This is a genomic window from Brevibacterium sp. CCUG 69071, assembly GCF_021023135.1.
Taxonomy (GTDB): domain Bacteria; phylum Actinomycetota; class Actinomycetes; order Actinomycetales; family Brevibacteriaceae; genus Brevibacterium.
This window is the reverse complement of the sequence record NZ_PGFV01000002.1, coordinates 216,569-238,863: the sequence shown is the minus strand read 5'-3', so window position 1 is coordinate 238,863 and position 22,295 is coordinate 216,569. Positions and strand designations below refer to the sequence as shown.

The window sequence follows — 22,295 nt, the reverse complement described above, 5'->3', positions numbered from 1 at the left end:
GGCATCGGTGACGACGATCACATTCCGTGCGGCACCGTTACCAATTAGAAACTTCGCGGCTCAGCGACCGGTGAATTTCGGGCCGCGCTTCTCGATGAAGGCGGCGACCCCTTCGGCGAAGTCCGCCGAGGCGCGCAGGCGGGTCTGTCCGTCGAGCTCCCGGTCGAAGGCTCCGTCGAGTTCGGTCAGGGTGGCCTGGTTGATGGCCTCCTTCGAGGCGGCGAACGCAAGGGGCGCACCCTGCGCCCACGCTCCGGCGAGTTCTCGGGCTCGGGTCAGCTGCGTGCCGGCCGGGGTGACCTCGCTGGCCAGCCCCCAGTCGAGGGCTTCCCGCGCCCACACCTTCTGCGCGGTCAGCGCCATCTTCAGCGCCCGGTGACGACCCGCCGAGGCGGCAACGAGAGCCGTGGCTCCGCCGTCGGGCATGAGTCCGATCTTGGTGAAGGCGAGCATGAGGTAGGACTCCTCGCTCATCACGGTGTAGTCGCAAGCCAGAGCCAGGGAGCAGCCGATGCCGGCCGCGGGACCGGAGACGGCGGCGATGGTCGGAATCGGCAGATCGATGAGAGAGCGGATGACCCGGTTGGCTTCGTCGAGGCCGAGGCCTCCGTCCTGCACGCTTCCCTGCAGATCGGCACCCGAGCTGAATGACCGGTCATTGCCGGTGAGGATCAGCGCCCTGGCCGATCCGGCCGCCGCGAGGGCATCGCGGAGTCCGGCGATCGATTCGGCGGTCAGCGCATTGAGGCTCTCGGGGCGGTTGATCGTGACGGTGATGATCCCGTCGTGTGACTCGGTGAGGATGCTTGAGGTCACTGAGACTCCTCTGCTTGACGCGGGTGAGCGGAACTTTCCTCCCCACCTTAACGCACGATAAGTTGATCTGCGTCACACGCGGCAGCGCCCGACCCGGAGCAGCTCTCACACGATGGTTCCGCGCATCACCCGGTGACTCAGCGCAACGTGGCATCGAGCTGCCGCGCGTCGTCGAGCTCGCGGTCGGCATAGACCAGGCGGATGGCCTGCGGGTCGGCATTGCCGGCGTCGGGGGCACGGTGCTGCAGCACCAGTCCGATCTTCTCTGCCACCGCCTTCGACGCGATATTGTGCTCGAGCAGATAGGCGACAACCGGCAGTTCGGGCTTGCGTGCCTGCGCCTCGGCAATGGCGAGCGAAGCGACCCGGCTCGCATAGCCGCGACCCTGCACCTCGGGACGGAAGCGGTCGCCGAGGTTCCAGAAGGCTTCGACGAGCACGTGCCCATCGGCGGCAGTCTGCACAGAGTCATCGGCCGCGGCCTGTCGCCGCACCGAGCAGCCGCAGCTGCCGAGCATCGGCCCGCCTTTCTCCTCGCGCACGATCCAGGTGCCGAGTCCGTCGACCTCCCAGTCGGCGATGCGCTGGAGCAGGAAAGACTCGGCTTCCTCCCGAGAGGTCATCCGACCGCTCGGGAAATGCGTCCAGACCCGCGGATCGCTGAAGATCTCGAACACATCGTCGAGGTCGCCGATCCGCGGCTGGTCGAGCACAAGACCGGGCACGCGGTTTCCCGCCCGCGACCCGTCACCCAAGCCCGTCGGACGTTCCTGACTCACCGGCAGGCGGTGCTGATCGCCGCGTCGAGGTCGGCCCACAGATCCTCGATGTGTTCGATGCCGACACTCAGCCGCAGCAGGCCTTCCGGCACCGTTTCCGGTTCCGAGGCGTGCCGACGGCGACGTTCGATGAGCGACTCCACCCCTCCCAGGGAGGTGGCGGGAGTCCACAGACGGACCGCCTCGGCGACGGCCGTGGCCTTTGCCGCCGAATCGAGGGTGAACACGACGATCGCGCCGAAGCCATTCATCTGCGCCCCCGCCCGGGCATGTCCAGGATCGCTCGGCAACCCCGGGTAGCGGGTCTCGACGACTTCCGCATGCGCGTTGAGGCGCTCGGCGATCTGGGCGGCATTGGCCTGGGCCCTCTCGAGCCGGACCGAAAGCGTCCGCAGTCCGCGCAGGGCAAGCCAAACTTCGAAGGGTCCGGCGATGGCCCCGCGCAGGGAACGGTCGTGGTGCAGCTTCCCTCGCAGATCACCGTCGCTGGTGAGGACCGCACCCAGGACCACATCGGAGTGCCCGGCGAGATACTTCGTGACCGAGTGGACGACGACGTCGGCGCCGAGATCGAGCGGGGTCTGCAGCAGCGGAGTGGCGAAGGTGTTGTCCACGGCGACGAGAATGCCGCGCTCCCGGGCCGCGGAGATGAGGGCCGGCATGTCCGCGACCTCGAGCATCGGGTTCGTCGGCGATTCGATCCACAGCATCGCCGAGGCGGCTGCGGGCGAGGTTGCGGCTGCGGGCGAGGACCCGACACCCGAGTCACGGACGGCATCGAGGGTGGTGATGACCGCCTCGGTGTCGGCGATATCGACGGTGACGAGCTCGAAGCCGGCCCGCTCGGCGATCTCGGCGGCGGACTCCATCGAGCCCTGGTAGCTGTGGCGGGGCATGATCAGGGTGCCGCCGCGCGGGATCAGGCTGAGCGTCGAAGCGATCGCGGCCAGACCCGAACCGTAGACCAGACCGGGCAGCCGCGCGTGCTCGAGCTCGGCCAGGGCCTCCTCGAAGGGCGACCAGGCGGGAGTGTCGAAGCGCCCGTAAGCGAAGGAGGCGGCCCCGACGTCACCGGTGCCGACGAAGGTCGAGGACAGCTCGATGGGCGGATTCACCGAGGCACCCTCGGTCCGTTCCGGGCGGGCCGCATCGACGAGCACCGTCTCGGGGGCATAGGTTCGATCGGCCGAGGAGGAGGTTTCGCGCGAAGTCATGGCCTCAATATATGACGCGGGCCCGCACCTCGCACCCCGGTCTCAGGATCGAACGCCGGCCCGGGCCAGGCTTCGTCACCAGGCCCGGTCGCTACGTCCAGGCTCCGACGAGGTGGTCGAGCAGGGACCTCGCACCCGGTGAGAGCCTGCGCCCCGGCGACCACACCGCGTGCAGCTCCCGCTCGAGGTCGACCTCGGGCGCCACCGGCAGGGGAATCAGCCGTCTGGCACGGAACTCGTCGCGCAGAGCCAGTTCCGAGAGCACGATCGGGGCCACCTCGGCGGCGGCCGCGATCTTCAGCGCCGAATTCGAACCGTACTCCCCTTCCACACGGGCACCGCCGAATTCTCCCAGCGCCACATCGATGACCTCCCGGGTCCCCGAACCCACCTCTCTGACCAGCAGAGGAACCTGCGCCAGCGCCTCGGCGGTGATCGGCGAGGTCCAGGCTCCGGAGAAGCTCGGGGCTGCGGCGATCGTCAGACGGTCCCGCCCGACCACCTCGGCGGGCATCTGCTCCGGCAGGGAGATCGACTCGATGAGGCCGAGCTCGCAGCGCTGCTCACGCACGGCCGCGATGACGGCCGCCGAGTTCTCCACCGCGAGGCCGACGTCGATGTCGGGGTGGGTGGATCGGAAGGACGTCAGGGCTCGCGGGAGCAGGTACTCGGCGACGGTCAGGGAGGCGCTCACGCGCACGGTTCCGGCCCGCGCCTCCTGGATCGCCCGCGTACCGGCGTTGAGGTCGGCATAGGCGTCGATGACGTTCGCGGCCCATTCAGCGACGGCCCGGCCTTCGACGGTCAGTTCCGTTCCCCGCGGCGAGCGACGCAGCAGCGGCACCTTGAGATCGCGCTCGAGACCGCGCAGGCTGCGGGAGGCGTTCGGCTGAGCGAGCCCGAGCTGGGCGGCGGCCTGCCCGATCGAGCGGGCACCCGCATTGAGCGAGACGAGGAGCCCCAGCGCCGAGAGCTCCGGCCAGCTCTGCATATTCCTGAGATCCTGCATCACCCCATCCTGCCATATCAGATCCATATGGATCGCGCGAGAATTGCCGTCTACCGGGCCGGTTCGGGCCTTGGCAGACTGGCCATATGAATCGCGTTCTCCGCCTGCTCCCCGGCCTCGGCATCGCCGCCCTGGCCGCCGCGATCGCCTGGCCTCTGTCGCTGGCCTCCCCGGTCCTCTCCCCTCTGCTCATCGCGATCGTCCTGGGCATCATCGTCGGCAATGCCCTGCCCCAGCTGCCGGAGACCGTGCGCCCGGGCCTCGACTTCGCCGCCAAGCCCCTGCTGCGCCTGGGCATCATCGCGCTCGGAGCGCAGGTGGTCCTCGGCGACATCCTCGACCTCGGGTGGCTCGTCCTCGTTCTCGCCGCTCTCGTCGTCGCCGTGGGCATCGTCGCGGCACTTTGGCTCGCGCGTCCTTTCGGGGTCGACCGGGACCTCGCGCTGCTCATCGGATGCGGGTTCGGCATCTGCGGGGCCGCCGCCGTCGCCGGGGTCGAGTCGACCCTGCGGGCGAAGAAGGAGGACGTGGCGGCGGCCATCGGTCTCGTCGTCCTTTTCGGCACGCTGATGATCGCGATCGTGCCGACGCTGAGCACCGCCTTCGGTCTGGCCCCGGAGACCGCCGGTATGTGGGGAGGTGCTGCGACCCACGAGGTCGCGCAGGTCGTCGCGATCGGGGGGATCATCGGCCCTGCCGCGCTGCAGGTCGCCGTGCTCGTCAAGCTCTCCCGGGTGATCATGCTCGCCCCGACCGTCGCGGTGCTGAGCATGGCGATGCGCCGGACCGAAGCGAAGACCCGCGCCGAGGCGGGGGTCCGGCCAGATGCGAAGCCCGGCGCCGAGGCGGGGGCCGGAACCGATTCGACGGCCCGCGGCGAGGTGGGACCCGGGAACCCAGCTCCCGCCTCGGCGCCGGGGAAGCGTCCGCCGCTCGTTCCCCTCTTCGTCCTCGGCTTCCTCGTCATGGCCGCGCTGCGGACCTTCGGCTTGCTGCCCGAGCCCGCCGTCATGGGACTCGGCTGGGTGCAGACCGCATGCCTGGCGATGGCGATGTTCGCCCTCGGCCGCGGCGTGCAGTGGCGAGCGCTCAAGAGCCTCGGCGCCGGTCCCCTCGGCCTGGCTGCCGTCGTCACGCTGATCGTCGCCGCCCTCGGTCTGGGCGGGGCGCTGCTGCTGACCTGAAGGTCGCCCGGCGCATGGGAAGATGCGGCCATGGGTCAGTCAGCAATCGTCATCGGCAGCGGCGTGATGGGCGCCTCGATCGCCTACTCGTTGGCCTCACGCGGCCACACGGTCATCGTCGTGGACAAGAAGTCCGGGCCTGCGCAGGGGTCGACGGCCGCGACCAGCGCCATCATCCGCTTCACCTATTCCCTGCGCGATTCGATCGCCCTCGCCTGGGAGTCGAAGCACCTGTGGGAGAACCTGCGCGAGCACCTCGGCGCCCCCGACACCGAACCCGTCGCCGAGTTCGTCCACACCGGGATGGCCGCCATCGACATCCCGGGCCTGCTCCCCGAGTCCCTGCGCACCGATTTCGCCGAGCTCGGCATCCCCTTCACGGAATGGACAACGGCCGATCTCGAACGGGAGCTGCCCGGAATCGATTCCGCGAACCACTATCCGCCCGCGCGACCCGATGATCCCGCGTTCCTGGCCGAGACCGCCGAGCCCGCGAGCGCGCTGTTCACTCCCGACGGCGGGTACATTCCCGATCCGGTGCTCGCCACCGAGAACTTCGTGCGCGCAGCGAAGCGCCACGGGGCCGAATTCCTCTACGGCGCCGAGGTGGTGGGCCTGAGCCAGAGCGCATGGGCCGGCTCGGGCGCATTGTGGACTCTCGAGCTCGCCGACGGCCGCGTCCTCGAATCCGAGGTGGTCGTCAATGCCGCCGGCCCCTGGTCCTCGCGGCTGAACGAACTCGCCGGGGTCGGGGCCGACCACGGAGTCTCGCTGCGGCCTCTGCGCCAAGAGGTCCACACCCTGCCGGCGGAGTCGACGGTCGTCCGCGGCGACGGCAGTCCGATCCCGGCCCTGCTCGACGCGGGCATCGGCACCTATCTGCGCGCCGAGGTGGGCGGACAGCTGCTCATCGGCGGCACCGAGCCGGAATGCGATGAGTTGGAATGGATCGAGGATCCCGATGCGGCGGGCGACTCCGTGGGGGCCGAGAGGTTCGAGACTCAGGCGATGCGAGCCGCGAAGCGCTTCGGCGACATCGCCATCCCGAACCGACCCCGCGGGGTCGTCGGTGTCTACGATGTCGCTGCGGACTGGACGCCGATCTACGACCGTTCGAATGCCGCGGGCTTCTACCAGGCCGTGGGCACGAGCGGCAATCAGTTCAAGAACGCGCCGATGGTCGGTGAGCTCATGGCCGAGCTCATCGAGACCGTCGAGCACGGCCATGATCACGATGCGGCCCCGGTGCGTGTTCCGCTGCGCCGCACGGGAGGCGAACTCGACCTCGGCACCTTCTCGCGCCTGCGGAGCCCGGCCGGAACGAGCGGGAACGTGATGGGCTGAGCGCCCGACCACCTCGGCGGGGCGGGGCCGACTCCCCGCTGCGACACACGGGGCCGACAACCCACTTCGGCGGAGGCCAGCGCAGTGCCGTTTAACGGGAAATTCCGAGCGCTCGGACGCGTCCGCATGTGACCGAGCGGGGGCAGCTGGTAGTGTCACACAGCGAATCAACCGGATTCGCCCAGCTTCACTTCAGCCTCATCGGGGAGTCATGCTCTTACAGATAATCGCCCTGCTCATCTTCGTCGCACTCTTCGCCATCGGCGCGATCCGCGGGGTGCAGATCGGCGTGCTCATGCTCGTCGGCGCCGCCGGAACCGGACTGCTGCTCACCGACATGGTCGTCGATGACATCATCGCCGAGTTCCCCCTCGACATCATGATCCTGCTGGCCGGAGTGACCTACTTCTTCGCCATCGCCCAGGAGAACGGCACCGTCGACCGGATCATCGACTGGGCTCTTGAGAAGGTCGGCTCCTCGGCCGTGCTTCTGCCTGCCGTGTTCTTCGTCATCACCGGCTGCATCGCCGCCATGGGCGCTCCGCTGGCCGGACTCGTGATGATGCCCGTGGGCATGCAGGTGGCCCGCAAGTACGGGGTCGACTATGCGCTCATGGGACTGGCGATCTGCTTCGCGATCGGCGCGGGCGGCTTCGCGCCGACCAGCCTCTACGGCATCGTCACCTACAGCACCGCCCACAACGCCGGAATCGAGCTCTCGCCGTTCCTGCTCTTCGCCATCGCCGTCGTGACCTACCTGCTCATGCTCGTCTTCGCCTACTTCATGTACGGGCGCAACCTCTTCGGCCGCAAGTCCGCGGCGAGCGCCGCGGGTGGACTCGGCACGGGTGCCGCGGGAACCGAGTCGGCTCAGTCCGCGGCCGGTGAGCGGATCTCCCGCGGCTCCGCCTCGGCGACGACCGTGGCCTTCGGCGAAGACGAGGAGGACGAAGCTCTCTTCGACTCCTCCCACTCGGAAGCCGCAGAGGAATCGCGTCCGTTCTCGTTCGTGCAGATCCTCACCGTCATCCTCATGGTCGGCCTCATCGCCACCGTCGTCGTCCTCGCCGCTCTCGGCAACGACCCCGACATCGGACTGCTCTGCTTCCTCTTCGGTGCGATCCTCGCACTCGTCGATCCCAAGACCGGCAAGGCCGCGCTGCCGAAGATCGACTGGTCGACCGTGCTGCTGGTCGGCGGGATCATCACCTTCGTCGGAGTGCTGCAGAACATGGGCGCCGTCGACCTGCTCGGTCAGGGCGCCGAATCGATCGGCTCCCCGCTCATCGCCGCCTTCGTCCTCTGCATCGTCGGCGGTCTGGTCTCGGCCTTCGCCTCGACGACGGGCATCCTCGCCGCGCTCGTCCCGCTCGCACTGCCGCTCATCGCCGCTGGCGGAGTCCCCGGCTGGGCGCTCATCGCGGCATTGGGCGTGTGCTCGGCGGTCGTCGACGTCTCCCCGTTCTCGACGCTGGGTGCCACGGTCGTGGCCACCGCGCCGACCGAGCACAAGCAGCGGCTGACCCGCCTGCTCGTGAAGTTCGGCATGTCGATGGTCGTCATCGGCCCGATCGTGCTCGTCGGCGGACTGGTCGTCCCCGCAATGTTCTTCTGAGCAGCCGTTCCTCCGGCGGGTCTGGCCGCCGTTCCGGAACGTGTGGCAGCCGTTCCTTCGGCGAGGGGCGGGTCACCCCAGGGTCTTCACCTGCACGATGAACTCGAGGTCGTCGACCAAGGGCACCCCGAAGCGCTCGTCCCCGTAGGGGAAGGGCTCGACCTCGTCGGTGCGTTCGTAGCCGCGGCGTTCGTAGTAGGCGATGAGTTCGGTGCGCTTGTTGATCACGCTCATCCGCAGCGAGTGCGCATTCCAGCGTTCGGCCACCCACGCCTCGGCGAGGTTCATCAGCGCCGATCCCACACCCTGACCCTGACCCAGCGGGGACACCGCGAGCACTCCGAGGTAGGCGACTCCGTCGACGGGTTCGCGCAGGTACACACTGGCCACGGCGTGCCCCGCGTCGGAGCGGACGAGGAGGATGATCGAGTCGGTCTCGGCGAGCATCTCCCGCGCCATCTCCGCATCGAGGCGCTGCCCGCTGAGCAGGTCCGCCTCGGTCGTCCAGCCGTTCTTCGAATGCTCACCACGGTAGGCCGACGCCACCAGAGCGACGTAGTCGTCGATATCGGCCTCGGTGAGTTCGGCGACCTCGAACCCCGATTCGTGGAGGATCAGCTCGTGCGCATCGACCATGGTGACCGGGGCTTGAGAGGACATGGAACCGACTCCTTGAGGGTGTGGTGAGGGATTAGGGGCTAGGGCGCTAAGTGGTTAGGTGTGTAGGGGCGAGGGGACGCCCCGCAGCGGTGGCCCGCCACAGAGCGTTTCCCACCAGGTTAGCGGCTCGATCGCGCCCGCAACTACAGTGTCACCTGTCAGGACTGCAGCATCCGCCGTCCGATATCGTCGGCCGACACTTCGGCCGGCATCGGCGGGCAACCGTGAGGAGCGACCATGGAACTTGAGATCTCCGGAGAGATGTACACCCTCGCCGAGGAGGCCGAGCGTTCGCGATTCACCGTGTCCCACGAGGGCAAGGTCATCGGTCTCGTCGACTACATCGACCGCGCGGCCAGCCCCGATGACACCGCCGAGTCGGCGGTGCGCACCTTCACCCACACCGAGGTGTCCCCGAGCTACGGCGGACGCGGCATCGCCGCCGAGCTGGTCCGCTTCGCACTCGAGACCTCCGCCGAGGCGGGGCTGACGTTCCGGACCACCTGCTCCTACGTCAAGGGGTTCCTGCAGAAGAACACGGAGTTCGAGAAGTACGTGGCCTAAGGCTCGGGCTCAGGACTCGGGGCTCAGGACTCGGGGCTTGGGGCTCAGGGCTTGGAGCTCAGGTCTCGGAGCTCAGGACTCAGACGGCTTCGGGTTCGGGTTCGGCTTCGGCTACGGCCGGACTTCCGGCGAACCTCTGTTCGTCGGTGCGGACGAAGCGCAGCACGTACACGGCCCACAACGTCGTCAGCTCAACGACGACGGCGATGATGGTCCACAGCAGCATCGGATCCTCGACCGCCACCTCGGGGATCACCCGACCGGGGACGAAGGCGGCGAAGGCTCCGGCCGTGATCGCCCCCAGCCAGGATCCGACCATGTTGAAGACATGGCTGCGGATCCGTCCTCGGCGGATGTTGATCACTCCCAGAGTCGTCGTGCAGAAGGTGAAGATGGCCAGGGCGTGGAAGACCGTGAATGAGCCGGTGAGGGTATAGATGAACATTCCGCTCACGCACACCGCGTACATCAGCACGACCCACGAGCGCCCGATGAAGCGGTGGCGCCGGTCCTTGGTCCGCCGCAGGATCTGCAGCGGTGCCAGCAGGATGACCCCGGATGCCGAGAGCGCGTGGATCACGATGAACGTCGTTGTCATGGGGCTAAGATAGGACCGCTACCCAAACCGTGCAACGTAGATAGCCGGAGGCGCCGGCACTATCCGATGCCCGGGTCCGCGTGCGGGAGGATGACGATGAGACTTCGCGATCTGGCCGGCACGTCCGCCGTGTCCACGGCGAGCATCAAGTACTACATCCACGTCGGGATCCTGCCGCCCGGGCAGAAGCGGAACGCGACGACGGCGATCTACGGCGAGCCCCATCTCCATCGCCTGGCCCTCATCGGCTGGCTGCGCAGGGAGCTCGACACCCCGATCGAGGCGATCGCGCGGCTGTGCTCCTTCATCGACGACCAGTCACTGCCGACCATCGAACTCATGGGTGAGTGCCAACGGCTCGCGCTGCGGTCGACGGCGGGCATCGGAGGGAGTCTGGTCGTCTCCAACGACGTGGGGACCACCGAGTCGGACAGCGCCGAGGCGGACCCACCTCGGCGGGATTTCGACGCGATCGTCCTTGACGCACTCACCGAACTCGAGCTCCCGGACATCTCCCCGTCCGCACGCGCGTCGGTCGCCGCAGCGCTGGCCGCGCTGTCGGCGGTCGGATACGAAGTCGGGCGCGAGACCGTGCTCACCCACCTGCACGCCCTCGAGACCATCGCCCGGACGAACACCGCGCCGATCAGCGACGAGCTCAGCCGGGACGAGATCTGCCTGCAGGTGATCCGCGGGGTCACCCTCCACAACCGGCTGCTGCTCTCGGCGAGCGCACTCGTGCACGCGTCGATCTCGGCGGCGGCACGCATCGGCCCCGGAGACTAGACTGGTCGTGGTTGCGATACCCGGGCGACAGCCTCCGGGAGCGGCCGAGTCCATTCTTCGATCAAGGAGGATCCGTCGTGGACATCACCCCGATCATCGACAAGCTCAACACCGGACTGTTCATCGGTGGCCAGTGGCGAGAAGCCGAGGGCGGCAAGACCATCAATGTCCTGAACCCTGCCACCGGTGATCTCATCACCACCGTCGCCGACGGATCCGCCGCGGATGCCGAGGACGCCATCAGAGCCGCGGGCGATGCCCAGGCCGATTGGGCCGCCACCCCGCCGCGCGAACGCGCCGAGATCCTGCGGCGTGCCTTCGAGCTGCTCATCGACCGCGCCGATGACATCGCCGCGGTCATGACCGCCGAAATGGGCAAGCCCTTCGCCGAGTCCAAGGGCGAAGTCACCTACGGCGCCGAGTTCTTCCGCTGGTTCTCCGAGGAGGCGGTGCGTGTCAGCGGTGACTTCATGCAGTCCACCGACGGCAAGAACCGCCTCATGGTCTCGCGCGAACCGGTCGGCCCCTGCATCCTCGTCACCCCGTGGAACTTCCCGCTGGCCATGGGCACCCGCAAGATCGGCCCGGCCATCGCCGCCGGCTGCACCATGGTGTTCAAGCCGGCGAAGCTGACACCGCTGACCTCGCTCATGCTCGTCGATGTGCTCAATGAGGCCGGCCTGCCCGCCGGTGTCCTCAACATCGTCACCTCCGAGTCCGCTCGCCGCGTGGTCACCCCGTGGATGGAGTCGGGCATCGCCCGCAAGATCACGTTCACCGGCTCCACCGAGGTGGGCATCAGCCTGCTCAAGCAGGCCGCCGACAATGTCATGAAGACCTCGATGGAGCTCGGCGGCAATGCTCCGTTCGTCGTCTGCGAGGACGCCGATCTCGACAAGGCCGTCACCGGTGCGGTGCTTGCGAAGATGCGCAACGGCGGCGAGGCCTGCACCGCCGCGAATCGCCTCTTCGTCCATGCGTCCGTGGCCGAGGAGTTCTCCCGGAAGCTCGCCGAGCGGATGGGAGCGATGAAGGTCGGCAATGGCCTCGAGGAAGGCACCGAGGTCGGACCTCTGGTCGATCAGGATTCCCTCGACAAGGTCGTCTCCCTCGTCGACGATGCCGTGTCCAAGGGCGCGAAGGTCGTCACCGGCGGCAAGCGGATCGAGGGCAAGGGCTTCTTCTTCGATCCGACCGTGATCACCGACGTGCCGGCCGATTCGGAGATCCGCACGACCGAGATCTTCGGACCGGTGGCCCCGATCGTCACCTTCGAGACCGACGACGAGGCGATCGAACTCGCCAATGAGACCGAGTTCGGTCTCGCCAGCTACCTCTTCAGCGAGAACCTCGAACGTGCCCTCGGACTCGCCGAGCGTCTCGAGGCGGGCATGGTCGGGCTCAACACCGGTCTGGTGTCGAACCCGGCGGCTCCGTTCGGCGGCGTGAAGATGTCGGGCCTCGGCCGCGAGGGCGGACGAGTCGGCATCGACGAGTTCCTCGAAACCAAGTACGTGGCCACGCCCCGCGCCTGAGCCGACTGCGGGCCGGCTGGGGCTGGGCTGGGGCTGATCCTCCCGGAGATTCCCCTCAGCCCGCCCGCGGCGCGGCCGCCACTGTCGCTGCCACAGCACAGCGGCCGGCTACTGTACATCAGAAGGCCGTGTGTCATGGACAAGTTCATGGCACACGGCCTTCTGGCACGCTGGAAGGGTGTGGGCTCAGCCTCGCACGCTGGAAGGCGTGAGCTCAGCGCCTCAGGTCGACCCACTGTTTGATTCCGGCCGGACCGGCGCGACCAGCCGGGCCGGCCGGAGCTGCGGGTGCGCTCCCGTCCCGCGCTGCATCCTGTCCACCCAGCAACCCCGGCAGGTCCTCAAGCGCGGTCGCCGGGGCGAGGATCCGCTCCGCTCGCACCTCGGCGAGCAGGTTCACTGCCGCGGCCATGTCCTGCGGGTGTTCGTAGATGAAGGAGCCCGCGATGCGCAGCTGCTTCTGCACGATGTCGAAGCTCGAGGCGCCGAGGTGGTGGTGGTCCTCCCCCACGAGCGTCACCGAGGCGAACGGCGCCAGATGGTGAACGACCGAGCCCAGCGCCTCGGGCACACCTGCGGCATCGATGACGAATTCGGGCGCCGGGCTGAGACCGGGTTCGAAGACCCGGGCGCCGAGGTCGACGGCCAGCTCACGCCGCCGCCGGTCGGGTTCGCTGACGAAGGGGCGATGGCCCTGGGCGATGAGGATGCTGATCGACAGCAGCCCCTGGGCGCCGGCCCCGATGACGAGGACTTCCGCACCGACGCGCACCTGCGACCGGCGGATCGCTGCGGCGGCCACGGCGAGCGGCTCCGCGCACACCGCGCGTTCCAGCGGCACTGCGGGGTCGATCCGGTGGCAGAATTCGCTGGGATGGTCGATCACCTCGGCGAGGAATCCGGGTTGGGTGAGCACACCGGCGCTGCGCCGGACGAGGCACGCCGAGGTGGTTCCCCGCCGGCAGTGCTCACAGTCCCCGCATGTGATGTTGGGTTCGAGCGCCACCCGGTCGCCGACGGTGAGACCGACGGTCCCGGGCCCCACCTCGGCGATCTCACCGATCCCCTCGTGACCGAGCCGCCACGGATGCTCAGGCGGCGTCCGCCTCCCCGAGAGCAGGGCGAGATCCGTTCCGCAGATCCCGACCGCGAGCATGCGCACGCGGACCTCCCCGGCGCCGAGGCGGCCCTGCGGACGCGGCCGGCCGACGATCTCCACCCGGCCGGGTGCGGTGATCTCGGCCGAGCGCATCAGGATTGCGCTGCCGCGGCGGTCGAGACGACTGCCGGCTCGGAACTCCGGGCCACCTGCCACTGACGGATGAGGTAGAGCGCGATGGCGATCGAGATGAGGCAGCCGCCGGCCAGATAGGCGGCGACGAGGTACCAGGAGCCGTCGCCGACTCCGACGAGGAAGGTGGCGATGAACGGAGTGAACCCGCCGGCGATCGCACTGGCCAGCTGATAGCCGACCCCGGCTCCGCTGTAGCGGAATTCGGGACTGAACATCTCGGCGAACAGAGGCTGCTGGACGCTGACGACGGCATCGTGGGCGATATTGATCAGCAGCACGGCGAAGATGATGATCGCAACGAGGTTGCCGGATTCGAGCGCGAGGAAGAAGGGGACGGCGCTGAGGAGTCCGATGATCCCGCCGGTGAGGTAGACCCGCAGGCGTCCGAAACGGTCGGAGAGGTAGGCAAAGGCGGGGATCGTGGCGATGCCGAGTCCGCCGACCAGCAGGGTGATGTTGAGCATCACCTGCCTGTCGAGGCCGAGCTCATCGGTGGAGTAGGACAGCGCGAAGGTCGTGACGATGTACATGGTCAGCAGCTCGATGAACCGCAGGCCGACGATCTGGAAGATCTGCGCGGGGAAGCGTTTGAACGCCTCGAGGATCGGCAGCTTCGCCGTCTTGTCCTCCTTCGCGTTCTTCACCCGTTCGAGGTATTCCTCGGACTCTTCGACGCCGGACCGGATCCACAGGCCGATGAGGACGAGGAGAGCGCTGGCGATGAAGGGGATCCGCCAGCCCCAGGTGAGGAAGGCCTCCTCGGAGAAGTTGCTGCTGAGCATCGCGACAAGACCGGTGGCCAGGAGCAGGCCGAAGGAGTACCCGATCTGGACACCGGAGGAGAAGAAGGCGCGCAGCTTCGGCGGGGCGCTCTCGACGGCCATGAGGGCCGCGCCTCCCCATTCGCCGCCGACGGCGATCCCCTGGACGCAGCGCAGGAGCACGAGCAGCGCCGGGGCCAGCCAGCCCACGGACTGGTAAGTCGGGAGGAATCCGATCAGGGCGGTGGCCACACCCATGATCGTCATCGTCCAGATGAGCATGGACTTGCGGCCCAGCCGGTCGCCGAAGTGGCCGAAGATGATTCCGCCCAGTGGCCGGAAGATGAAGCCGACGCCGAAGGTCGCGAAGGCGGCGAGGGTGCCCGCGTGGGCGCTGTAGCCGGGGAAGAAGAGTTCTCCGAAGACGAGGGCTGCGACGATTCCGTAGAGGAGGAAGTCATACCATTCGACCACCGCCCCGATGAATGATCCGGCGGCCGCACGACGCGCCCGCCGCAGTTCGGCGGTGGCTCCGGGCACCCGGTTCTCCGCTGTGGACATGACATTCTCCTTCGAATGGTTCCGTGTGCATCCCGCTTCTGCTGCGCGATCGTCCTTGACGCAGATCACAGTAACACGCTGTGCACATGACGTACAGTCGTGCGCTATACGCACAACTTGAGATATGCTCGCCGAGGTGGCCGAGCGTTGGTCTGAGGCGGCCGACCGTTAGTCTGGAGAGGTGAAGTCAACGATGAGTTCCGAACAGCAGCCCCCGAGCGGCGATCATTTCGTCAAGTCCGCGGAGAAGACCCTGGCCGTGCTTCTGGCCTTCAACGGCGGCTCGGCCGAGCTCACGGTCTCGCAGGTCGCCGAGGCGACCGAGCTGACCCGTGCCGCGGCGAGACGATTCCTCCTCACCCTCGTCGATCTCGGGTATGTCCGCGCTGCCGGGTCGCACTATTCCCTGACGCCCCGGGTGCTCGACATCGGTGCCGGATTCCTCGCCGGCCTCGACCTGCCGAAGATCGCCGGGCCTCATCTCCACCAGTTGGCGCTCGACCTCGACGAGTCGGCGACGCTGAGCATTCTCGATGCCGATGAGATCGTCTACATCGCGCGGGCGGCCGCGCCGAGGCTGCACGCCGTGACGATCAACCTGGGCAATCGGCTCCCGGCCTGGGCGACTTCGATGGGCCGGATGCTCATCGCCGAGCTCCCGGAGTCATTCCAGGAGCAGTTCCTCGAACGGGTCGAGATCTCGCCCTTCACCGACCACACGGTGTCCTCGGCAGAAGAGCTCGGCGAGGAGCTGCGGCGGATCCGCGAGCAGGGATGGTGTCTGGTCTCGCAGGAGCTCGACGACGGTCTGCGCGGCCTGGCCGTGCCCGTCCGTCGCGGAGACGAGACTCTGGCCGCCCTCAACGTCTCCCTGCACACCTCGCATCTGCGCGGACTCTCCGTCGAGAACGATCTCGTCCCCCAACTTCAGCAGGTCGCCGAGGCGATCGCCGCCGACTTCGGCGGACGTGCGGACTTCGGTGGACACTCGGACTTCGGTGGACACTCGGACTTCGGCGGACGCACGGAGTAAGTCGCTGATGATCCTGCCTGAGGTCCGCGACCCGCGGATGGTCACGATCCGGCGCGGTGGAACGCTGACAGACGCCGATCACGCTCAGCTCGCGAGGTGGGCCGCCGACTGCGCCGAGCACGTTCTGCCACTCTTCGAATCCGTCTGCCCCGACGACGATCGGCCTCGTGCGGCCATCGCCGCCGCTCGGTCCTGGGCGGCCGGGGAGATGGCGATGATAGCGGCACGGGCCACCGGCGGTCATGCCATGGGTGCGGCGCGTCCCCTCAGCGGAGCCCCTCGGTTCGCCGCCTATGCGGCCGGTCAGGCGGCCTGTGTCGGGCACGTCGCCGAGCATGACCTGGGAGCCGCGGCCTATGCGATCAAGGCGGCCCGAGCCGGCAGACCGGCCACGGACCCGGCGGCCGGACGTGCCGAACGGGACTGGCAGCGCGCTCAGCTGCCGGAGGCGATCAGAGATCTGGTGCTTCAGGATCAGGCTCGACGCAATGCGATCTGCTGGTCGGTGTTCGACGAGGCGGAGTGAACCGCCGGCTCAGGCGCGGCGGCGGTGCACTCCACGATGGCGGCCGGTTCCGCTGCCGGCTCAGACACTGCCTCAGGCGCGGCGGCGGGCCAGAACGTCGTTGACGGCGCCGAGGTCAGCGGTTTTGCGCGTGCGAGTGGCCTTGCGTCCGTGTTCGAGCGGGCCCTCTTCGCGCGCCGAGTCGCTGAGCTCAGGACGGTATCCGAGCTCTGCGGCGAACTGCGCGGCGATGTCCTCACGGCTGCGGGCCTGCATCTCGTAGGACTCGTATGAGCGGGCCTCGTACGAGCTCGCATCGGCGGCCGTCGCCTCAGGGACCGGGTGTTCGATATGCGCGGCCTCGACGTAGCTGGGCACCGGCAGGGGCGTCGGCGACCAGCCGTCACGCGACTTCAGCCGCTGCATGAACGGGTCATCCACGCGGGGCGAGGCGGCGTCGAGCGCGGCGTGCACCTCGTCCTCGTTCGCCGAGGCGGTGCCGGTCTCGGCGGTCGGCGCGAGGTCGGCGCCGAGGGAGGCGGTGCGGGCGGCGAACGCCTCTTCGTGGGCGGAGGAGGTGTCCTCGTCGGTCTTCGCGTCGCTCTGATCTTTCACGTCATCGGCGGCGTTCTTGCCTTCGGATGCGGAATCGGCGGAGGTTGCAGTCTCGGGAGCAGTGTCGGCTTCGGCCGCCTGCTCTTTGACGATCGGGATCGGTCCGGTGAGCAGAACCTGCCGCGTGGTGTGGCCTTCGGCGGCCTCGTTGCGAACCCGCACGAGTGGGATCTCACCGGTGTCGGCCTCTTCGCGAGCCAGTTTGGCGGTGGCGGTGTGCTGCATCGCCGCCCGAGCCTGCGCGGCCTTCTTCGTCGCGGCCGATCCGGTCTTCTTCGCGGCGGCCGAGGCCGCGCGCTCAGTAGTCGCGGAGCCCTGCTTCGCAACAGGACTCTGCGGCTTCGCTGCCGGCGTCGTGTCTCTCTCGGTCGTGGCCGCTGGTGCCGGAGCAGGCGACCGGCGGGTCTTCGAACCGGAGGAGGAAGTCTGCTCTGCCTCGCGCAGACGCGCCTTGACTTCGCGTTTGCGCAGGTTGAGGGTCCGCACGATCACGAGGGAGACGACGGCGAGTCCGAAGAGCACGCCGACCAGTGCGATGTGGACGACTGAGAACATCGCGAGCACGCCGGTGACAAGGATGCCGAGCACAGAGCCGAGGAACAGCAGTGCGAAGCCCCTGATCATGGCTCCGAGTGAACTCATGGACTCGCGCAGCTGCGCAGCTTTCTCAGTCATCGAATGTTCCTCATCGGCTGTGAGCTTCGGATTGGAATTGCGTGGGCCTCGCTCGGTCGACTCGCCCGCTCCCCCGCCGGGGCGATCACCGCCCCGCGATGCGGAAGCGTGTCCACGGGAGGTCGCGGCCGCCTCGGCGGCTCGGGGAACTCGGCGAGTGCTGGAAGCACCGCGCGCGCTCGAGCTGCCGGAGGACGTGGGGGCGCCGTGTATGGACCCGGCGTGCACGGACCCGCTGTGTCCGGCTCCGCCGGGCCCCGGCGTGCCGGTTCCGGACGGCCCCTGATTGAACACCGCCTGCACGGCGGGGTGAAGCATGCGGACGTTTCCGGCGGATCCGTCGGCACTCGACCCGATCGCGGCCTCATTGATCGCCGAACCGAGCAGCGGGCGGGACTCACCGACCGCCGCCGGGAGGGCGCTGGGCTGGAACGCGGCGTCCGCCTCGGCGTCGGGATTCGTGGCGGCCGAATCATCGGCGAGTCCGTCGATGACGGCGAATTCAGGTGCGGGCGCCGAAAGCCGCAGGGCGAAAGCCTGCGACTGCGGTGCGACATTCGGGCGGGGAACGGTCGGTTTCCTCGTGCCTCCGGGCTGGAAGACCGCCGTCCGCTGCCCCTCGTTGCGGCAGGGATTCTGCGCCTCGGCGGAGATGACCGTCGCCTCATCGGGGACGGTGTCGATCTCGACGCGCGAGAGCTCGGTCGCGGACTTGCGGATCATTGCGGGCACAGCAACGGCGAAGACCACGACGATGGCGATGACGACGATGATACTGGTGTCCACATTGCAACCCTAGAGCGCACACCTCGACTCGGTCGTGAACGACGATGGTGTGTCGGTCAAACTGCCCTCAAGTTCACACAATTCCCAGGTGCCGTTGCGGCGAATCCTCGACAGGAACCCTCAGCCGCCTTAGCCGTACCGGTAGGCGGCGAGCAGCCCCTGCGGTACCTCCTCGGCGAGGATCGCGAAGCTGCGGTGATCGCACCACTGGCCGTCGATGTGCATATAGCGCGTGCGCACGCTTTCGTCACGGAGCCCGAGCTTGGAGACCACGCGCAGACTCGCTGTGTTCTCGGGGCGGATGTTGATCTCGATGCGGTGGAGGCCGAGGGCGAAGAAGCAGTGGTCGACGGCCATCGCCACGGCCACGGGCGTGATGCCGCGGCCGGCGACGCGGGAGTCGATCCAGTAGCCCATCTGTCCGGACAGGATCGAGCCCCAGGTCAGCCCCGTAACGGTGAGCTGGCCGCGGAAGTCGCCGCCGACTTCGATGGCGAACGGCACTGACTGTCCACGTTTGGCCTGCTTATCGTGCATACGCACCATGGCCCGGAACCCGGGCAGCTCCTGACCCGGATTCGGCAGGGTCGCGTCCCAGGGGCGCAGCCAGTCGCGGTTGTGCCGGCGGACCTCGCGCCACTGGGACTCGTCGCGTCGATGGAGCGGACGCAGCACGATGTCGGACTGTCGATCAGTCAGGATGACCGGCCACAAACGGCTGCCTCCGCTCTCGGACTATTTCGGGCCGCATCTGCCCGACGGGCCACGTCTGCTCGACGGGCCACGTCTGCTCGACGGGCCACGTCTGCTCGACGGGCTGAGCACTCCAGGTTCTCAGTCGAGCGTGGCGACATATTCCTTCAGCCAGGAATTGAGCTCGGCGCCGAGATCGTCACGAGCGCTGGCGATCTGCACGACGGCCTTGAGGTAGTCGAGCTTGTCGCCGGTGTCGTAACGGGCGCCTTTGAACACGACCCCGTAGACGCCGTTGCCGTTCGTGTCCTCGGCGAGTTCCTGGAGGGCATCGGTCAGCTGGATCTCGTTGCCGCGTCCGGGTTCCGTGTGTTCGAGGACGTCGAAGATCTCCGGGGCGAGGACGTAGCGGCCGATGATCGCGAGATTCGACGGAGCCTCGTCGGTGGCCGGCTTCTCGACCAGACCGGTGACCTTGACGACTTCCTCGTCCTCGGTCGCCTCGACCGCGGCGCAGCCGTAGAGGTGGATTGCCTCGGGCGGGACCTCCATGAGTGCGACGACGCTGCCGCCGGTCTTCTCGGCGACCTCGATCATCTTCGGCAGGATCGGGCTGCGCTCGTCGATGAGGTCATCGCCGAGGAGGACCGCGAAGGGCTCATGGCCGACGTGCTGGCGTCCCTTGAGGACGGCGTGGCCCAGTCCCTTGGGGTCTCCCTGGCGGACGTAGTGGATGTCGGCCAGTTCGGAGGCATGGCGGACGGCGGCGAGCTTCCTGTCATCGCCCTTCTTCGCCAGCGCGGACTCGAGTCCGTCGACGCGGTCGAAGTGATCCTCGAGCGGACGCTTATTACGACCGGTGATCATGAGGACGTCCTGCAGGCCGGCATCGACGGCTTCTTCGACGACGTACTGGATGGCGGGCTTGTCGACGACGGGGAGCATCTCTTTGGGGGTGGCTTTGGTCGCGGGGAGAAAGCGAGTTCCCAGGCCGGCGACGGGGATCACGGCCTTGCGAACTGTGCGCTGCACTTCATCACTCATGCGTTTCATCTTAACCAAAGTCTGGGCCGCCGATAGGCTTGAACGCGTGGATCCAGAAACTTCGAAGGCACAGCTGCGTGCCGATATCCGCGCCGCCCGTGCCGCACGTGCCCGTGAGTCCCGCGACGAGGCAGCGGTTCCGAACCCGACAGACCGCACCGAGGCGGTTCCGGGGCGACCCGCCGGCGTCGAGGAGGCTGCTGGGCGGTCGTCGACCGTGGCCGATTCCGTGTGGGCACTCATCGAATCGTCGTGGGCGGGTGAGGACCTCTCGGCCCGCTCGCTGCTGGCCTACGCCGGCCTGCCTGGCGAGCCGAGCCTCGATGCGGCCATCGACCGTTTCCTCGCCCGCGGCGGCACCGTGTTTCTGCCCGTGGTCACCGCGGTCGGCCAGGCACTGCAGTTCGGCCGGGTCACCGGGTCGATGGCTGCGCTGGCACCGCACGGGAAGTGGGGAATCCGGGAGCCGGAGCCCGGCACCACGGGTCTGCTCAACGGTGAGCAGCTGCTGAGCGCCGAGGTGGCCCTCGACCTGGCATTCGTTCCGGCCTTGGGATTCGGCATCGAAGGGGCCCGCCTGGGCAACGGCGGCGGGTTCTACGATCGGACGTTCGGTCCGCAGGGCGAGGCCCCCTTGGCCGGCCGGGACCTTCCGGTCTATGGAGTCTGCTTCGCCGAGGAGCTCGGTCTGTCTGGACTGGCCGCCGAGGGATGGGACCTGCGCATCGACGCTGCCGTCACCGAGGAGGGCGTGCACCGGTTCTGAGACTGCCGGCGCAGCGCGGTCGAGCCTGTGGCGCAACAACGAGGATGTCCACTGCCGTGCGCCGCCCTGTGGATAACCCTGTGTACATCGGGTCGACGGTTGTGCACTATAATCTATTCGTCGAAGAAAGGTCTCGAATGCCCGTTTACTCCTACGCCTGCAAGAGCTGTGGTCACGCCTTTGATATCCACCAGGACTTCAGTGACGATTCGCTCACCGTCTGCCCGGAATGCCAGGGACGCCTGAAGAAGGTCTTCGGCACCGTGGGAATCAGCTTCAAGGGATCGGGCTTCTACGCCACAGACTCCCGCGCGAGCAGCTCGAGCACCGTCTCGTCCTCCGCGAACTCGGGCAACAAGGACTCTTCATCGAAGGAATCTTCGTCCTCGGCGAAGGACGGTTCGAAGGCCTCATCGTCCTCGAACTCTTCGTCTTCCTCTGCCGCCTCCGGCTCGTCTGCGAGCACTCCAGCGGCCAACTGAGCCGCCCCGCCGCTTCCTCCATCCGCATGTGAGGTCAGCTTCGAACGTCCTCGCGGCGGAGCGTTTTGTGACTCTGCCAGCAGTGCCCGGTCCGCTCTTTCAGGTCCCGTCCGCGCCTGTGGATAACTCCCGACTTGCGCGTATTCCCGCTGTGGGCGGCCGCGCTCTGTCCACAGGCTCGATTTTCGTCCTTGCCGAACATCGCGGCGCTCAGCGAGTCTGCGTCCATGGGTATCGTGCAGCGCTTTCGGGATCGCCTCTCCGGCTGGTCGAGCTCGACTCGGATCCGGCCGCAGCGGATCATCGCGGCCATCTGCCTCGCGTGCGCCTGCGCGCTCGTCGTCTGGATGTTCACTCCCGAAGAGTCGGGCACCGCGGTCGTCGTGGCGAAGAAGGATCTGCCGCCGGGCTCCGAGCTGAGCGCCCAGGACCTCGTGCTCATCGATTTCCCGAGCGGACTCGTGCCCGATAAGGCCTTCACCTCGGTCGCCGAGGTCGGTCAGAGGCGGACATCGGCGGGACTGTCAAAGGGCTCGCCCATCACCCGGGCGATCGTGCTCGATCAGCAGGCGCTGCCCGAGGGCAGCACCGATCTGCTCATGCCGGTGCGTCTGGCCGATGATGCCTCGGCCGCTCTGCTGCAGCCAGGGCAGCACATCAGACTGTTCTCATCTCTGCCCGATGGAGGTTCCGAGGTCGTGGTCGAGGAAGTGACCATAGCTCGGCTGGTCGACAAGCCCGAGGGAATTGCCTCGGAATCAGGGCAGCTTGTCTCGGTGATATTATCTTCGGCCGATGCCGGGAGGATTGCGGAATTCGCCGGCATGCCGATCAGCTTCGCGATTCTGCCTGGCTGAGATTCCGGACCGAGAGCCACCGGCTCGCCTGGTGCTCAATCGATCATCTTTGACCATCATGGTCAGACCGCGCGTGCCGAGAGACACCCGCAGTTCGCAGTCGAAAGACTCGCCAGCGA

At 67.9% G+C, this 22,295-nt stretch carries 22 protein-coding genes; 11 read left to right on the top strand and 11 right to left on the bottom strand.

Annotated features, from left to right (window positions below):
* Window positions 1-60: 60 nt before the first annotated feature.
* The 4 genes from CV023_RS06340 to CV023_RS06325 form a co-directional block, all read right to left on the bottom strand.
* Window positions 61-816 (bottom strand): enoyl-CoA hydratase-related protein, encoded by a 756-nt coding sequence (locus CV023_RS06340; RefSeq protein ID WP_230744628.1) that lies wholly within the window; start codon window positions 814-816, stop codon window positions 61-63.
* 137 nt (window positions 817-953) lie between these two features.
* Window positions 954-1,541, bottom strand: coding sequence for a GNAT family N-acetyltransferase (locus CV023_RS06335; RefSeq protein ID WP_230744627.1), 588 nt, complete (start codon window positions 1,539-1,541; stop codon window positions 954-956).
* Between the two features lie 50 nt (window positions 1,542-1,591).
* The gene (locus CV023_RS06330; RefSeq protein WP_230744626.1) at window positions 1,592-2,809 is read right to left on the bottom strand and encodes a trans-sulfuration enzyme family protein; all 1,218 of its coding nucleotides are present in this window, start codon (window positions 2,807-2,809) and stop codon (window positions 1,592-1,594) included.
* 91 nt (window positions 2,810-2,900) lie between these two features.
* A complete protein-coding gene (locus CV023_RS06325) occupies window positions 2,901-3,818 on the bottom strand; it encodes a LysR substrate-binding domain-containing protein (RefSeq protein ID WP_230744625.1) in 918 nt (305 codons plus the stop codon).
* 86 nt (window positions 3,819-3,904) lie between these two features.
* Between CV023_RS06325 and CV023_RS06320 the strand changes: the two genes are divergently transcribed.
* The 3 genes from CV023_RS06320 (at window position 3,905) to CV023_RS06310 (ending at window position 7,961) form a co-directional block, all read left to right on the top strand.
* Window positions 3,905-5,002, top strand: a complete 1,098-nt coding sequence (locus tag CV023_RS06320; RefSeq protein ID WP_230744624.1) for a YeiH family protein — start codon at window positions 3,905-3,907, stop codon at window positions 5,000-5,002.
* 30 nt (window positions 5,003-5,032) lie between these two features.
* Window positions 5,033-6,346 carry an NAD(P)/FAD-dependent oxidoreductase gene (locus CV023_RS06315; protein WP_230744623.1) on the top strand — a complete coding sequence of 438 codons (1,314 nt, stop codon included), beginning with the start codon at window positions 5,033-5,035 and terminating at the stop codon, window positions 6,344-6,346.
* A gap of 211 nt (window positions 6,347-6,557) precedes the next feature.
* Window positions 6,558-7,961, top strand: coding sequence for an SLC13 family permease (locus CV023_RS06310; protein ID WP_230744622.1), 1,404 nt, complete (start codon window positions 6,558-6,560; stop codon window positions 7,959-7,961).
* Window positions 7,962-8,033: 72 nt separating this feature from the next.
* Here CV023_RS06310 and CV023_RS06305 read toward each other — a convergent pair whose 3' ends face one another.
* Window positions 8,034-8,621, bottom strand: coding sequence for a GNAT family N-acetyltransferase (locus tag CV023_RS06305; protein WP_230744621.1), 588 nt, complete (start codon window positions 8,619-8,621; stop codon window positions 8,034-8,036).
* 237 nt (window positions 8,622-8,858) lie between these two features.
* On the opposite strand from CV023_RS06305, the gene CV023_RS06300 reads away from it, so the two are divergent.
* Window positions 8,859-9,185, top strand: a complete 327-nt coding sequence (locus CV023_RS06300; RefSeq protein WP_230744620.1) for a GNAT family N-acetyltransferase — start codon at window positions 8,859-8,861, stop codon at window positions 9,183-9,185.
* A gap of 79 nt (window positions 9,186-9,264) precedes the next feature.
* Here CV023_RS06300 and CV023_RS06295 read toward each other — a convergent pair whose 3' ends face one another.
* Window positions 9,265-9,783: a DUF2306 domain-containing protein gene (locus CV023_RS06295; protein WP_230744619.1), complete on the bottom strand. Its 519-nt coding sequence runs from the start codon at window positions 9,781-9,783 to the stop codon at window positions 9,265-9,267.
* A 96-nt stretch (window positions 9,784-9,879) separates the two neighbouring features.
* On the opposite strand from CV023_RS06295, the gene CV023_RS06290 reads away from it, so the two are divergent.
* Together CV023_RS06290 and CV023_RS06285 are read left to right on the top strand one after the other, a co-directional pair.
* A complete protein-coding gene (locus CV023_RS06290) occupies window positions 9,880-10,569 on the top strand; it encodes a MerR family transcriptional regulator (protein WP_230744618.1) in 690 nt (229 codons plus the stop codon).
* Between the two features lie 77 nt (window positions 10,570-10,646).
* Window positions 10,647-12,104, top strand: a complete 1,458-nt coding sequence (locus CV023_RS06285) for an NAD-dependent succinate-semialdehyde dehydrogenase (RefSeq protein WP_230744617.1) — start codon at window positions 10,647-10,649, stop codon at window positions 12,102-12,104.
* Window positions 12,105-12,318: 214 nt separating this feature from the next.
* Here the strand turns inward: CV023_RS06285 and CV023_RS06280 are convergent, their stop codons facing one another.
* A complete protein-coding gene (locus CV023_RS06280) occupies window positions 12,319-13,356 on the bottom strand; it encodes a zinc-dependent alcohol dehydrogenase (protein ID WP_230744616.1) in 1,038 nt (345 codons plus the stop codon).
* Complete coding sequence (gene shiA, locus CV023_RS06275) at window positions 13,356-14,720, bottom strand: shikimate transporter (RefSeq protein ID WP_230744615.1); 1,365 nt, start codon at window positions 14,718-14,720, stop codon at window positions 13,356-13,358. The genes CV023_RS06280 and shiA overlap by 1 nt, the downstream gene beginning before the upstream one ends.
* A 193-nt stretch (window positions 14,721-14,913) precedes the next feature.
* On the opposite strand from shiA, the gene CV023_RS06270 reads away from it, so the two are divergent.
* Both CV023_RS06270 and CV023_RS06265 read left to right on the top strand, forming a co-directional pair.
* Entirely contained in the window at window positions 14,914-15,753 is an 840-nt protein-coding gene (locus CV023_RS06270; RefSeq protein WP_230744614.1) for an IclR family transcriptional regulator domain-containing protein, read from the top strand.
* Window positions 15,754-15,760: 7 nt separating this feature from the next.
* Window positions 15,761-16,279: a putative immunity protein gene (locus CV023_RS06265; protein ID WP_230744613.1), complete on the top strand. Its 519-nt coding sequence runs from the start codon at window positions 15,761-15,763 to the stop codon at window positions 16,277-16,279.
* 72 nt (window positions 16,280-16,351) lie between these two features.
* On the opposite strand, the gene CV023_RS06260 is transcribed toward CV023_RS06265, so the two are convergent.
* From CV023_RS06260 to galU, 3 genes are all read right to left on the bottom strand, one after another.
* Entirely contained in the window at window positions 16,352-18,334 is a 1,983-nt protein-coding gene (locus tag CV023_RS06260) for a hypothetical protein (RefSeq protein ID WP_230744612.1), read from the bottom strand.
* Between the two features lie 129 nt (window positions 18,335-18,463).
* Entirely contained in the window at window positions 18,464-19,048 is a 585-nt protein-coding gene (locus CV023_RS06255) for a GNAT family N-acetyltransferase (protein ID WP_230744611.1), read from the bottom strand.
* Window positions 19,049-19,168: 120 nt separating this feature from the next.
* Window positions 19,169-20,071 (bottom strand): UTP--glucose-1-phosphate uridylyltransferase GalU, encoded by a 903-nt coding sequence (gene galU, locus CV023_RS06250; protein WP_230744610.1) that lies wholly within the window; start codon window positions 20,069-20,071, stop codon window positions 19,169-19,171.
* Window positions 20,072-20,117: 46 nt separating this feature from the next.
* Between galU and CV023_RS06245 the strand changes: the two genes are divergently transcribed.
* The 3 genes from CV023_RS06245 (at window position 20,118) to CV023_RS06235 (ending at window position 22,176) form a co-directional block, all read left to right on the top strand.
* Window positions 20,118-20,837 carry a 5-formyltetrahydrofolate cyclo-ligase gene (locus tag CV023_RS06245; protein WP_230744609.1) on the top strand — a complete coding sequence of 240 codons (720 nt, stop codon included), beginning with the start codon at window positions 20,118-20,120 and terminating at the stop codon, window positions 20,835-20,837.
* Between the two features lie 137 nt (window positions 20,838-20,974).
* Complete coding sequence (locus CV023_RS06240) at window positions 20,975-21,319, top strand: FmdB family zinc ribbon protein (protein WP_230744608.1); 345 nt, start codon at window positions 20,975-20,977, stop codon at window positions 21,317-21,319.
* Between the two features lie 191 nt (window positions 21,320-21,510).
* Window positions 21,511-22,176, top strand: coding sequence for an SAF domain-containing protein (locus tag CV023_RS06235; protein ID WP_230744607.1), 666 nt, complete (start codon window positions 21,511-21,513; stop codon window positions 22,174-22,176).
* The last annotated feature ends 119 nt before the right edge of the window (window positions 22,177-22,295 follow it).